The sequence below is a fragment of the Bacillus sp. FSL W7-1346 genome (genome assembly GCF_038593335.1).
In the GTDB taxonomy this organism is placed as follows: Bacteria; Bacillota; Bacilli; order Bacillales; family Bacillaceae; genus Bacillus; species Bacillus altitudinis.
Genome location: NZ_CP151988.1, coordinates 1,765,857 through 1,778,752, shown reverse-complemented (window position 1 = coordinate 1,778,752; position 12,896 = coordinate 1,765,857). Strand labels below are relative to the sequence as shown.

Here is a 12,896-nt window from a genome sequence, read left to right as displayed (position 1 = left end):
ACCCATACCATTTCTGTGTTTTTTTAATATTTTTTATAGCACTGCCGGCTCAAGCAGATTGTTAACATCATTTTCATTAAAGATAATACTGACTCATGCCATTTTTAAAGATAGGCAGGGTCTTAGTCACTAGCTCTTCTGATGAAATAAGTCTTCCATCCTTATTCCATGTGTATGCAGCTCCGTATATCCCCCAACTTAGCATAGTAGATAGGGTTGTTACCATTTGTTTATCCTCTAATTCGATGATGTTTTTAGTTCCTTTTAGCATAAGATCAGCTATTAGTTTCTGTAACTCCTCTTTAATTTTACTTTCGATAATAGTTCCTAAAGAATGATAACCTTTGGGACATAGGTCGCTTATCTCTTTATGGTGATCACACATGGCTAGAAAAATATTTGCAATGACTTTTTCATTGAATCCATCGTGATCATTGAGTCTTTTTTTCAATTTGTCTGTAAATGTATTGGTGATTGTAGAATGTAACAAATCAAATTTATCGTCAAAGTGCGCATAAAATGTAGCCCGGTTAATAGTAGCCTTTTCTGTGATATCACGTACCGTGATATGGTTGAAATCTTTTTCACTAGCTAACGAAAGAAAAGAGTCTACAATCAATTGTCTTGTACGAAGTATTCTCGGATCTTTTTTAGGCATAATCATTTTTTCCTCTCCTTTTAGGGTTCATCATCTTGTCTAAAAACGACAATACATTAGAAGTGTTGCGTAAACTACATATTGGCTATTTTGGTTATTGTTTATTATTCTTTTTCATCTTATCATCAATTATACAACGCGCGTTGCTTAAATAACACATGTTATTACGAAAGATTTTTGATCAAGGAAATCATTGTGATCATTCTGAATAACAAAAGGAGATAGACGACCATGAACATCACTATTTTTGGTGCAACTGGTGCAATCGGTCAACTTTTAACACAGTTTGCATTAGAAAACGGAGATTTCGTTACGGTATATGTTAGAAACCCTGAGAAAATCAAGCAAAAGCATTCGAATTTACGCATTGTAAAGGGTGAACTAACGAACACTTCAGCTATTGAAACGGCAGTTTCAGAAGCTGATGTCGTGATAAGCACCTTAGGTCCCGGCATTGATTTGTCTCGAAAACAAAAGGGTACACCGATCGCCGACGGACATAACCGAATTGTCAAAGCGATGAAGAAATTCACAAAAAAAAGGTTGATTACACTCGCGACGCCAGCCTTGCAGTCTGAAGACGATAAGAAAAGCTTATCGACGATATTGCCAAGAATATTGCCTAAACTTCTCATGCCAAATGGTTATGCCGAAATGAAGAAGATGGGAGAACTGATTAAACAATCGAACCTGGATTGGACAGTCGTTCGAATTATTAATCCTAATATCAAATACAACGGGCAATCTTACGGTTATTCATTCGGCGATCAGCCAGCTAAAATGTCCGTATCTAGGGAAAATGTCGCTAAACTCATGTATGACGCTGCTAGGCAACACCAATTAATCGGAAAAATGCCCATTGTTTATAATGATTAAATCAGCTTTTTGTATGAGGTTGTTGATTCAGCAGAAATTATAGGAATCATTTAGAGTCATACCAAAACATTGCGTGTGAATTCTTTTTATAAGTATTCAAAATCAAAATCATAAAGGGGAAATGATCATGTCAAAAGTATTATTTGTTAAAGGAACACCTCAAAGTGAGGAACAATCAAGAAGTACGCAAGTTGCTAGAGCATTTATCAATGAATATAAGGAAGTAAATCCAACAGATGAAATAATAGAAGTAGATGTCTATTATGCAAATGTGCCATTAATCGATGCTGATTTTTTAACTGGACAAAAGAAGTTAAGAAGTGGGGAAGTGCTAACAGATGTTGAAGCACAAAAAATAGAAGCAGTGAATGCATTCACAAAGCAATTTATGGAAGCAGATAAATACATCATTCAGTCTTCAATGTGGAATTTAGGAATCCAACCTTTATTAAAAGCCTATTTTGATACAATCATGAGTGCTGGAAAAACGTTTAAATATACATCAGAAGGTCCAGAAGGATTGATGAAAGGGAAAAAAGCAATCCATATTCATGGAATGGGAGGATTTTATTCGCAGGCAATTGGAATGGAACATTCTGATTCTTACGTAAGAGGTGCGCTAAAGTTTGTAGGAATTGAAGTGGAACCAACGATTTTTGTTGAAGGTATTGACTATGATCCAACTAAAGAAGAAGAAATTGTTACTTCAACAATTGAAAAAGCAAAAGAGGTAGCACGAACGTTTTAAAAAAAGCTTTGGTGGGATTAGTTAAAAAGATTTTAATTAACATCATCCCACCTCGCACGTTCAAAAGCGTAATAAAGAAGAATAGACAAAATACATTCATCAAAATCATAAAGGGGGAACATATGATGAAAGTAGAAATTTGGTCTGATTTTGTTTGTCCGTTTTGTTATATTGGCAAACGTCAATTTGAAATAGGGTTAGAACAGTTTGAACATAAAGAAGAGGTCGAAGTCTTATTTCGTCATTTTCAATTAGATCCATATGCGAAAAAAAATACAGGAATGGATATCCATCAAGTAGCATCTTCCAAGCATGGTATTCCATATGAAAAAGCAAAAGCAAGAAACAATCAATTGAAACAGAAAGCAAAAGAGATTGGGTTAGATTATCAATTTGATACAATGATTCCTACGAATTCATATGATGCACTTCGTCTTTCTTATTATGCAAAAGAGAAAGGGAAGATACGGGAGTTTATGGAGCGTATTTTGAAAGCTCATTTCACGGATTCACTAGATATCGGTGATCACGCAACACTTGCTCAACTTACAAGTGAAATAGGTCTTGATGGCAACGAAGCCTTGGATGTTTTAGCAAATGATCAATATAGCGAGAATATTGCAGCTGATAGAGCCGAGGGATCAAAAATTGGGATTCAGGGCGTGCCCTTTTACGTTGTGAATGATAAATATGTCATCTCAGGAGCACAACCTAGCGAAGTGTTTTTAGAAACATTACAACAGGTATGGAAAGAAGAGTACGCGAATCGTAAGGTTGAAGAGCATAAATTAGAGTCGTCGCTCGATGATGATTGTTCAGATGGAACATGTAAATTTTAATGGATATTCAAAAAAGATTCAGAAATCACAAAAGAATATTATAGTATTTCAAGGCTCAGGTATTGTTGTTCTAAATCTTGCAGTAGTGCCAACATCACTTGACTTGTATTGAACCTAATTGGTGCTCGTGTGATATAGCTGCTTTAAATACCACTTTATTATGAATCATTTACTTCCAAAAAATCAAAGGGGTTTAGCGATATGAAAAATACAATTTTCCAAGGCACAATCGAGCATTCAGGATTTGTAGTACCCGATATCGAAGTAGCAGTTGAATTCTTCACTCATATTTTGGGTTTTGAAGTCTTGTTCCGGCCAGGACGGATGCAGTTTGAAGACGATAGTTTAAAAAGATACTTTGGGGTTCACGAACATTCAGTTGTAGAAGGGGCGGCATTTTTGCAATATGGCGGTAGAAAGATTGAACTGGTTCAATGGTCGACGCCAGATCAACAGAATGTTCACCTAAAACCCAGTGATATCGGTGTAGCCCATCTAGCTATTACAGTCACCAATATAGAAGAGGCTTTAAAATATTTTGCAGAACAGTCTGATGTTAAAGTTAGAGAGCTGAGCCCTCTTGGATTTTTCTATATCACAACTTCATGGGGAATGGAGATTCAAATAATGGAATTACCCCAAAAACCTTTATGACCTATCTAATTTGTACCAAGACAAGAACAAGGGTCCTTTAATTAGTTGAAACAATAACTGTATCTTTATTAATGGACCCTCTTTCTCCTTCTGATCAAAGGACACCAAGAAGGGTCCTTTCCATCTAGTTGACCTCTTGCAGGCAATTGATCATTGTTTTCTCCTCTTAATACCTCACTAATATCCTGCTTTCTTAAAATCCATATCATTTCTGTGCTTTTTGATGTCTCTCTTTAGCTTTGGCAGCTCGAGCAAAGTGTTAACAGCAGAATGCCCAATGCCAACTACTGCAATTCTGATACCGAGTCAGATCGCGATTTAAAATATCAGGAATACCATTCGATTGTTCATTTTCTGTCATAATCCCTTCAGCATTTATTGGGTTAGGGTTTTTCCACGTACCAGTGGCATGTATAACCGCCTTTGCTCGTAAGTTTTTTCTTCTTGATTATTTAATTTCACTCGAATGATAAAAGGCACAAGACCTCTGTCTTTTGTTTTTATCAACACCTTTTTGCCAATTAGGAGGACTGGGCTATTTAAATAACTATGTGGTTTCATTTAAAGAAGAGAAGTGGGTATTTAAATCAATCATTTTCACACGAATGAATCTTTGTTTGAATTCATATAATCAATTGATTATATAAGTTTTCAGTTATATACTATTGAAGGAGTTGAAAAGAGGGGGAATCATTGTGACTACAGATGTTTCAATTGGTGTGACACATATGTCGAATTGTTTAAAAACACTCAGTGATCAAACAAGACTGATCATGATGAAATTGTTTTTGGAGAAAGAATATTGTGTGTGTGAACTGGTAGATATGTTCGAAATGAGTCAACCAGCTATTAGTCAGCATCTACGAAAATTAAAAAAAGCTGGATTTGTCAATGAGAACAGAAAAGGGCAGTGGCGTTATTATTCAATTAATACACTGTGTCCAGAATTTGAGACGATTCGTATGATCTTAAATCAAATTAATAAAGAAGATGACCTTTTAAAAAGAATACAACAGAACGCAACAAACATTTCTTGTTCGTAAGGAGGGATGGGTTTGAGTTTTGCCGTTTTATCATTACTCATATTTTTGTTCACTTTGGTATTGGTTATTTGGCAGCCAAGAAATCTATCCATAGGGTGGTCCGCATGTGGAGGGGCCATTTTAGCATTAATCGTAGGTGTTGTGAATGTTGACGATGTGATCACCGTGACAGGCATCGTTTGGAATGCGACTTTAGCTTTTGTCGCCATTATCGTCATTTCACTCATCCTTGATCGAATCGGCTTTTTTGAATGGGCAGCATTGCATATGGCAAAAGCTGCAAAAGGCAGTGGGTTGCGTATGTTTATGTATGTGACCATCCTTGGTGCAATCGTCGCTGCTTTATTTGCAAACGATGGTGCAGCACTTATTTTGACACCCATTGTTTTAGCCATGGTCAGAGCATTACACTTCAATGAAAAAATTGTATTCCCTTTTATTATCGCGAGTGGGTTTATTGCAGATACAACGTCGCTCCCTCTTGTCGTAAGTAATTTGGTGAACATTGTAACAGCCGACTATTTTAACATTACGTTTATTGAATATGCATCAAGAATGGTGGTTCCAAACCTTTTTTCGTTGCTTGCGAGTATCACTGTACTGTACCTTTTCTTTAGAAAGAGTATACCTAAACGCTATGATATGAATGAGTTAAAACACCCAAGTGAAGCAATAAAAGATCCAAAGATGTTTAGATTATCTTGGTATATATTAGCTTTTTTATTGATTGGTTATTTTGCAAGCGAATTTTTATCTATACCTGTATCGGTCATAGCTGGTGTGATTGCCATTTTATTCTTGGTCATTGCACAAAAAAGCCCTGCTGTTCAAACAAAAAGCGTTCTAAAAGAAGCTCCCTGGGCGATCGTTTTCTTTTCCATAGGTATGTACGTTGTTGTCTATAGCATGCGAAATGCAGGGCTTACTGATGCTCTTTCAAGCGTGATTCAAGCTGTAGCAGATCAAGGTTTATTAGCAGGGATTCTTGGTATGGGATTTATCGCAGCGATTCTTTCATCTGTCATGAATAATATGCCGACGGTCATGATCGATGCATTGGCCATATCCGGCACCGATACACAAGGAATGATGAGAGAAGCGTTAATATACGCAAATGTCATTGGTTCTGATTTAGGCCCAAAAATTACGCCCATTGGCTCCTTAGCAACACTTCTATGGCTCCATGTCCTTTCTCAAAAAGGTGTGAAGATTTCCTGGGGGACATATTTCAAAATAGGGGTCATTTTAACTGTACCAACACTATTCATTACACTTTTAGCTTTGTATTTCTGGCTATTGATTATACATTAAAGGAGACGATCAACATGCCAAAGAAAACAATTTACTTTTTATGTACTGGTAATTCTTGCCGCAGTCAAATGGCTGAAGGTTGGGCTAAAAAGCATCTTGGAGATGAGTGGAAGGTTTATAGCGCTGGTATTGAAGCTCATGGATTAAATCCGAATGTTGTAAAAGCAATGAAAGAAATAGGGATTGATATTTCTCATCAAACGTCTCACCTGATTGATCAGAAGATATTACATCACGCTGACTTAGTCGTAACATTATGCGGTGACGCAGCTGATAAATGTCCGATGACTCCTCCTCATGTCGAACGTGTCCATTGGGGCTTTGATGATCCAGCAAAAGCAGAAGGAACAGAAGAAGAGAAGTGGGCATTTTTCCAAAGGGTAAGAGATGAAATTGGAGATCGATTGAAACAGTTTGCTGAGACTGGAAAATAGTGCTGCGTTTGAGTCGATTGAATATAAAATCTAATAATAAAGAGGATCAAGTCAAAGGTTCTCTTTTTTTACATTAATTAATAGATAAGACATAACCATTCATAAGATTTATGCTAGCGCTTAGAAAACGTTCTCTGTAATGCCGAATCGAATCATTACAAAGAACGTTCTCTTTGCGCCGACCTGGAGAAGAGCTACTAAACACGAGTTGGAAGAGAGGTGTTATTTATAATATAATATCAAAACTTAAACTTGAACTCTTCTAGTTTACATAATATATATTCTAGGAAGTTAAACAACAATTGAATTTTCTTTGTCTCATTATTAAGTATACTTATCTTATTGAGATAAAACAAAAAATGAAAATCCAACAGTTGATTCGTCAGATTTTCATTCCTCTAAATGTTTTAAGATTTTTGCAGGATTCCCGCCAACAATCACATTTGCCGGAATATCTTTTGTCACAACAGATCCTGATGCAATGACAGCATGATCTCCGATTGTCACACCTGGATTGATAATGGCGCCGCCGCCAATCCACACATGATGTCCAATTGTGACTGGTTTGCCGAATTCAATACCTGTTTGACGTTCTTCTGGATTTAACGGATGTCCAGCTGTATATATATGTACATTTGTCGCGCTTTTGCTCGATCTGCCATCAATGTGTGGTCATTTGGCTGATAGTATTCTCCCTTGATCATCTTTTCTTTTTCTGTTTTCATGTTCATCTCCCTTTTATTGAAACTTCATTCATCGTTTGAATGAATGCCTCGGTGAATTGTGTCGTCTCATTTCCTCCTAAATCCTTCGTTTTCAAGTTCTTTTTTAAGGCCTCATCAAGAGTATGTTCGATCAGACTGGCTGTCTGTTTTAATCTTTCATCTTGATATTTCACATGTAGCCAGTTACAAAGCATCACTGTAGAAAAAATCATGCCCATTGGATTGGCGATATTTTGACCAGCTATATCAGGTGCTGAACCATGTGCCGCCTGTGCCATCGCTTGATTTTCGTTACAATTTAATGAGGGTGCCATTCCTAAACTGCCGACTAGTTCCCCTGCAAGATCAGATAATATGTCTCCAAACATATTTTCTGTCACAATCACATCAAAATCACCTGCACGTCTCACTAAATGGGCAGCCATCGCATCAATATGAATATCCTCAACCTCTACTTGCGGATATGCTTTCGCTACCTCTTGACATGTTCGTAAAAACAAGCCAGATCCTAATTTGATCACGTTCGCTTTATGAACAATGGTGACTTTCCCCCTCCTCTCCACTGCACGTTGAAAGGCCGCTTGGGCAATACGGGTAATTGCTTTTTTTGTAAACACACCTGTAGATATGGCGACATCTGGTGTAATCATCCACTCTCCTGTCCCCTGATACATATTCCGGTCTGGATAAAAGCCTTCTGTATTTTCTCGAAAAATGACAAGGTCGACGCCACTGGCAACGCTTTTCACACCTGGTAGCGATTGCGATGGACGAATATTTGCAAATAAATCAAATGTATGACGCAGTTCTCCACTTGGATTTCTTCTTTCTTTCAATTGATCAGGATATGAAGCTGAATCATGAGGTCCTAATATCCAGCCATGGCATTTTTTCAAGGCGGCTATCGTAGAAGCTGGCACTGGATCTTGATGAGAATGAATGGCTTCAGCACCGATAGGACACTCTACAAATTCCACAAATGGTTCATTGAACTGTGACAGCGCTGTCTTAAAAATACGCATACTAGAATTAACAATTTCCGGTCCAATCCCGTCTCCCTTTAAAACACCTATTCGATATGACATATGTATCGCCCCTTTTGTCTTTATTCTATCAAAGAATGATGAAGTTGGAATATTTTCTTCATGATGATCCTCCCTCATGTTATTTACGAATCAAGAAGTCTCCTTTATAATCGAGTAGATTTGTTCTGTATGACTACATAGATATGAGGGATTAGATGAAATTAAAGTGGTATAAAGCGATCATTGTTATTTTTACGATGTCTGGGATCTCCATCTCCACTTGGTTTTCAAGAACACCAGAAGTGAGAGATTTGTTGCAAGCAGATACAGGCACAATGGGACTCATTTTACTCGGCCTATCTGTAGGTTCCATCGTCGGGCTGATTCTGTCCAATGTATTCGTTCGCAAAAAAGGCGGCCGAGTGGCGATTGTGGTCAGCGCTTTTTTGATGTTTATTGGATTCTCAACCCTTGCAATCGGCGCCGCCCTCTCTTCTACGCTAATTGTCACTGCTGGCCTTTTTCTTTTTGGTTCAGGCTCAGGCATGTGCAATGTAGCCATGAACTTAGAAGGAACGGAGATTGAGTATCAGATCAAGAGAACGATCCTTCCGATTTTGCATGCTTCTTTCAGTATTGGAACGTTAATTGGTGCAGGTGCCGGAATTCTCTTTATTTATTTAGGTGTGTCTGTCCTCATTCACCTTCTCACCATTGCACTCCTTTTCTTTCTCAGTATCCTGATTTGTACACGGTTTATTCCGCACGGGACAGGAAAAGATCAGGATGAGACGCAGACAGAATCAGTTGAGGCTTCTCAAACATCATGGCTGAACAAACGAACGATCTCATTAGCGATGATTGCCTTATGTCTCGCATTTGTAGAAGGTTCTGCAAATGATTGGATTCCACTAGCAATGGTTGATGGCTATCAGGTTTCTCATTCAATGAGTACGGTCATCTATGCATTATTTTTGTGCGGGATGATTAGTGGCAGATTACTGAGCGGACGTTTCATTGATCGCTTTGGCAGGGTGTTATTGCTAAGAATCGCGATCTTATTTGCTGCCGCCGGACTATTCTTGGTGATTTTAAAGATTTCACTCGTCGTGTGTATGATATCTATCTTTTTATGGGGACTTGGCGCGTCCTTAGGCTTCCCGCTGACCATTTCAGCAGCTGGTGATGATAGCCGCTATGCTGTCAAACGTGTCAGTATCGTCACTTTATCTGGGTATACAGCCTCTCTATCAGGGCCCCCTGTTTTAGGACTGCTCGCCAATCAAGTCGGACTGCTTCATGCGTTTATTTTTGTTCTGTTTGCCATTTGTATTGCAGGAATCTTCACAAAAGCTGTTGCAAAACCGACATCAATACATTCTTTTTGAAAAGTGCCAGATCTTTGATCTCGGTACTTTTTTTAAATTTAAAAAATAAAATTGAAACCTTTCATGAAGTGAAACAGTCCTATAGATGTCTTGATGTTTAGCGCTTTTTTAAAGAGGGAAAGTGAAAAAATAAGACTTTTCAAATAACTGAAAACGTGGTAAGATCATGAAAATAAACAGGAAGGGGTGAGAAAAATGAAAAAAAATATGCTGTTAAAATTAGCAGTCTTATTCATAGCACTTGCAAGTTTTCATTTGTTCTCAATGCCTCATTCCGTTCAGGTATACCATCATGCAAAGGTGGTTGCTGATCAAGAATCACATGAAATGAAAATCGTTCAGACAGCAGGCGATGAAAAGAAACAAAAACATGTGAACGCAGTATTTGCGGCATTTACAGCACTGCTAGTCATTGGCAGTATGGCAGCTGGATTTGCACGCATCACTTATACTGATCGATTTGACCGGAAAAAGAAGCATTTACTTGCAGTGTTCTACCAGTCTTCGAATTTCCGAGTAGATCGTGTTAACCCAACCATTTAAATCAAACAAAAATTGGGAGGTTTTACACGATGTTATTTTTCTTAAGAGTATTCATTCTAGGTCTGTTCTCTGTCACTTCACTTTCTCTTTTCGTTTACCAAGGAATTGAAGTAGTGCATGCCATCACAAGCATGTTTGGCAATCACGAGAGTTAAATTGACCTCATCATAAAAAACCCCCTGCCTTACGCAGGGGGTTTTCGTTTTGCTTATTTATTGTCATCTTGGTCAGATGCAGCAGGTGATAAAAGAACTTGAGTTACTTCTCCCTGCTCTTCCTCATCTAAAATAAACGATCCATTGCTATAACGATCATTTGCCCTTAGTGTGGAAATATCGAGCGGGATCGTGGCACCCTTTTCCGTATCAATCTCAAGTGTATCGTGCAGTGAAGCAGCAATCACAGCAACAATTCTGTGAGGGTTTTTCTTTAATTCTCTTAGCATGATCACTCCACGTTTTGCTCTTGATGTCTTATCAAATTCAGAGAGGTTCATCCGCTTCACAGCACCTCTTTGTGTCGTGAGAACAAGCACATTGTTCTTCGGATCAATCATTTGTCCAGAGACCACCTCGTCTCCGTCCTTCAAATTGATGCCTTTCACACCAGCCGCTCTCGGACCGACCACACTCACTTCTTCTTCATCAAACCATAATCCATAGCCATTTTTCGTTGCAATAAACAATTCTTGCTGACCTGTTGTAACATGAACATCTACAAGTTCATCATCACCTTTTAAATTCAAGGCGACAAGCGGTTTTGAATAACGCTGCGCTTTATATTGGAGAAGCTCTGTTTTCTTCACCATACCGCCTTTTGTGAAGAACAGGAGATACGATGATTCATCGAATTCTTTAATTGGGATCGCTTTTTGAATGGATTCATCGCGATCAATCGAAATAATATTCGTAATATGCTGCCCCATGTCTTTCCAGCGTATATCTGGCAACTGATGAACTGGACAGTAAATGTAGCTCCCTTTATTCGTAAAGAGCAGAAGAACATCTGTTGTATTCATTTCAAACTGGTGAATCAGTCGGTCTGTATCCTTCATACCGAAGTCCTTACCGTTTGATGCAGCATATGAACGCTGGCTTGTCCGTTTGATGTATCCATCTTTTGTGACTGTGACGTACACGTCCTCTGATGCGATCATCACTTCAAGGTTAATCTTAATTTCTTCAATTTTTTCCTCAATGACAGATCGTCTTTCATCAGCATACGTCTTTTTCAACTTCTTCAAGTTGTTCGTAATGACTTTAAACAGCTTTTTCTCATTCGCTAAAATGTCTTCAAGCTCTGCAATTCGCACGTCAAGCTCTCTTGCTTCGTCTCTTAGTTGAGTGATATCTGTATTTGTTAAACGATATAACTGGAGAGAAACAATCGCTTCTGATTGAGCTTCTGTAAAATCATATTTCTCCATCAAATTGTTTTTCGCATCACGCTTATCATTAGACGAACGGATCGTCGCAATGACTTCATCTAAAATGGAAAGAGCTTTAATTAACCCATCTACAATATGATGACGTTCTTTTGCTTTTCGAAGCTCGTATGCTGAGCGGTTCGTCACCACTTCTTTTTGATGAGCAATGTAAGCGTCTAGTACAGTTGTAAGCGTCATTAAAGTCGGTCTTCTGTTATGTATCGCGACCATATTAAAGTTATATGGGATTTGCAGATCAGAATTTTTATATAAGAAATTCAAGACACCATTCGCATCTGCTTCTTTTTTCAGCTCTACAACAATCCGAAGGCCGGTACGATCCGTCTCATCCCGAACTTCTGAAATTCCTTCTACTTTTCTTTCAATGCGGAACTCGTCCATCTTTTTGACAAGATTGGCTTTATTCACTTCATAAGGAATTTCTGTGATCACGATTTGCTGACGTCCACCACGAATGGTTTCAATCTCCGCTTTTCCGCGAATCATAATCTTTCCTTTTCCTGTTTCATATGCCTTCTTAATACCATCCACACCTTGAATGATCCCGCCTGTTGGGAAATCTGGCCCTTTGATGACTGTCATTAAATCCTCAACCGTACAATGCGGCTGTTCGATTCGCTTAATCACGCCATCAATCACTTCTCCTAGATGGTGCGGTGGAATATCAGTCGCATAACCGGCTGAAATCCCTGTTGAACCGTTCACAAGAAGGTTGGGAAACATCGCTGGTAAAACAACAGGCTCTTTGCTTGTATCATCAAAGTTCGCGACAAATTCGACTGTCTCCTTGTCGAGGTCCTTTAAAAGCTCTGAAGCAATGGCAGAAAGCCTTGCTTCCGTATAACGCATGGCAGCAGGAGGATCTCCGTCGATACTCCCGTTATTTCCATGCATCTCAATCAGCACATTTCGCACTTTCCATTCCTGGCTCATTCTCACCATTGCTTCATAAACAGAAGAATCACCATGAGGATGATAGTTACCAATGACGTTACCGACTGTTTTGGCAGCTTTACGGAAGTTTTTATCTTGTGTATTTCCTTCTGCATACATCGCATATAAAATTCTTCGTTGTACAGGCTTTAATCCATCACGTGCATCTGGAAGTGCACGATCTTGGATAATATATTTACTATAGCGACCAAAACGGTCCCCAATCACTTCTTCTAACGGTAAATCATGAAATCGTTCTTGTTGTGCCATGT

At 38.5% G+C, this 12,896-nt stretch carries 13 protein-coding genes and 1 pseudogene; 10 read left to right on the top strand and 4 right to left on the bottom strand.

All coding sequences use genetic code 11. The features are described from left to right. Window positions 1-76: 76 nt before the first annotated feature. A complete protein-coding gene (locus tag NST09_RS09070) occupies window positions 77-664 on the bottom strand; it encodes a TetR/AcrR family transcriptional regulator (RefSeq protein ID WP_035700966.1) in 588 nt (195 codons plus the stop codon). A 225-nt stretch (window positions 665-889) separates the two neighbouring features. Here NST09_RS09070 and NST09_RS09065 point away from each other — a divergent pair, with 225 nt between their 5' ends. From NST09_RS09065 to arsC, 7 genes are all read left to right on the top strand, one after another. Further along, on the top strand, window positions 890-1,534 hold the full coding sequence (locus NST09_RS09065; RefSeq protein WP_046343647.1) for an NAD(P)H-binding protein: 645 nt from the start codon (window positions 890-892) through the stop codon (window positions 1,532-1,534). Window positions 1,535-1,661: 127 nt separating this feature from the next. Then, window positions 1,662-2,282, top strand: coding sequence for an NAD(P)H-dependent oxidoreductase (locus NST09_RS09060; RefSeq protein ID WP_058337567.1), 621 nt, complete (start codon window positions 1,662-1,664; stop codon window positions 2,280-2,282). A 125-nt stretch (window positions 2,283-2,407) separates the two neighbouring features. Further along, entirely contained in the window at window positions 2,408-3,121 is a 714-nt protein-coding gene (locus NST09_RS09055; protein ID WP_060832367.1) for a DsbA family oxidoreductase, read from the top strand. 201 nt (window positions 3,122-3,322) lie between these two features. Next, complete coding sequence (locus NST09_RS09050; RefSeq protein ID WP_017359572.1) at window positions 3,323-3,775, top strand: VOC family protein; 453 nt, start codon at window positions 3,323-3,325, stop codon at window positions 3,773-3,775. Window positions 3,776-4,503: 728 nt separating this feature from the next. Beyond that, on the top strand, window positions 4,504-4,818 hold the full coding sequence (locus NST09_RS09045) for a metalloregulator ArsR/SmtB family transcription factor (protein WP_182489231.1): 315 nt from the start codon (window positions 4,504-4,506) through the stop codon (window positions 4,816-4,818). 12 nt (window positions 4,819-4,830) lie between these two features. Beyond that, complete coding sequence (locus NST09_RS09040) at window positions 4,831-6,129, top strand: arsenic transporter (RefSeq protein ID WP_342493528.1); 1,299 nt, start codon at window positions 4,831-4,833, stop codon at window positions 6,127-6,129. A 14-nt stretch (window positions 6,130-6,143) separates the two neighbouring features. Beyond that, on the top strand, window positions 6,144-6,563 hold the full coding sequence (arsC, locus tag NST09_RS09035) for an arsenate reductase (thioredoxin) (RefSeq protein WP_342493527.1): 420 nt from the start codon (window positions 6,144-6,146) through the stop codon (window positions 6,561-6,563). 390 nt (window positions 6,564-6,953) lie between these two features. Here the strand turns inward: arsC and NST09_RS09030 are convergent. Together NST09_RS09030 and NST09_RS09025 are read right to left on the bottom strand one after the other, a co-directional pair. Then, window positions 6,954-7,288, bottom strand: a pseudogene (locus tag NST09_RS09030) (DapH/DapD/GlmU-related protein). 2 nt (window positions 7,289-7,290) lie between these two features. Continuing rightward, a complete protein-coding gene (locus tag NST09_RS09025; RefSeq protein WP_342493526.1) occupies window positions 7,291-8,451 on the bottom strand; it encodes an isocitrate/isopropylmalate dehydrogenase family protein in 1,161 nt (386 codons plus the stop codon). Window positions 8,452-8,528: 77 nt separating this feature from the next. On the opposite strand from NST09_RS09025, the gene NST09_RS09020 reads away from it, so the two are divergent. The 3 genes from NST09_RS09020 (at window position 8,529) to NST09_RS09010 (ending at window position 10,399) form a co-directional block, all read left to right on the top strand. After that, the gene (locus NST09_RS09020) at window positions 8,529-9,701 is read left to right on the top strand and encodes an MFS transporter (protein ID WP_342493525.1); all 1,173 of its coding nucleotides are present in this window, start codon (window positions 8,529-8,531) and stop codon (window positions 9,699-9,701) included. Window positions 9,702-9,896: 195 nt separating this feature from the next. After that, the gene (locus NST09_RS09015) at window positions 9,897-10,244 is read left to right on the top strand and encodes a hypothetical protein (protein WP_116306915.1); all 348 of its coding nucleotides are present in this window, start codon (window positions 9,897-9,899) and stop codon (window positions 10,242-10,244) included. 29 nt (window positions 10,245-10,273) lie between these two features. Further along, entirely contained in the window at window positions 10,274-10,399 is a 126-nt protein-coding gene (locus NST09_RS09010; RefSeq protein WP_008343787.1) for a hypothetical protein, read from the top strand. A 53-nt stretch (window positions 10,400-10,452) separates the two neighbouring features. On the opposite strand, the gene parC is transcribed toward NST09_RS09010, so the two are convergent. Beyond that, window positions 10,453-12,894 (bottom strand): DNA topoisomerase IV subunit A, encoded by a 2,442-nt coding sequence (parC, locus tag NST09_RS09005; protein ID WP_282833666.1) that lies wholly within the window; start codon window positions 12,892-12,894, stop codon window positions 10,453-10,455. Window positions 12,895-12,896 lie beyond the last annotated feature (2 nt).

Coding starts and splice junctions, on each gene's coding strand:
- NST09_RS09070 (WP_035700966.1), bottom strand. CDS start 664: ATGATTATGCCTAAAAAAGATCCGAGAATACTTCGTACAAGACAATTG.
- NST09_RS09020 (WP_342493525.1), top strand. CDS start 8,529: ATGAAATTAAAGTGGTATAAAGCGATCATTGTTATTTTTACGATGTCT.
- NST09_RS09045 (WP_182489231.1), top strand. CDS start 4,504: ATGTCGAATTGTTTAAAAACACTCAGTGATCAAACAAGACTGATCATG.
- NST09_RS09050 (WP_017359572.1), top strand. CDS start 3,323: ATGAAAAATACAATTTTCCAAGGCACAATCGAGCATTCAGGATTTGTA.
- arsC (WP_342493527.1), top strand. CDS start 6,144: ATGCCAAAGAAAACAATTTACTTTTTATGTACTGGTAATTCTTGCCGC.
- NST09_RS09055 (WP_060832367.1), top strand. CDS start 2,408: ATGAAAGTAGAAATTTGGTCTGATTTTGTTTGTCCGTTTTGTTATATT.
- NST09_RS09065 (WP_046343647.1), top strand. CDS start 890: ATGAACATCACTATTTTTGGTGCAACTGGTGCAATCGGTCAACTTTTA.
- NST09_RS09010 (WP_008343787.1), top strand. CDS start 10,274: ATGTTATTTTTCTTAAGAGTATTCATTCTAGGTCTGTTCTCTGTCACT.
- NST09_RS09025 (WP_342493526.1), bottom strand. CDS start 8,451: ATGAGGGAGGATCATCATGAAGAAAATATTCCAACTTCATCATTCTTT.
- NST09_RS09060 (WP_058337567.1), top strand. CDS start 1,662: ATGTCAAAAGTATTATTTGTTAAAGGAACACCTCAAAGTGAGGAACAA.
- NST09_RS09015 (WP_116306915.1), top strand. CDS start 9,897: ATGAAAAAAAATATGCTGTTAAAATTAGCAGTCTTATTCATAGCACTT.
- parC (WP_282833666.1), bottom strand. CDS start 12,894: ATGGCACAACAAGAACGATTTCATGATTTACCGTTAGAAGAAGTGATT.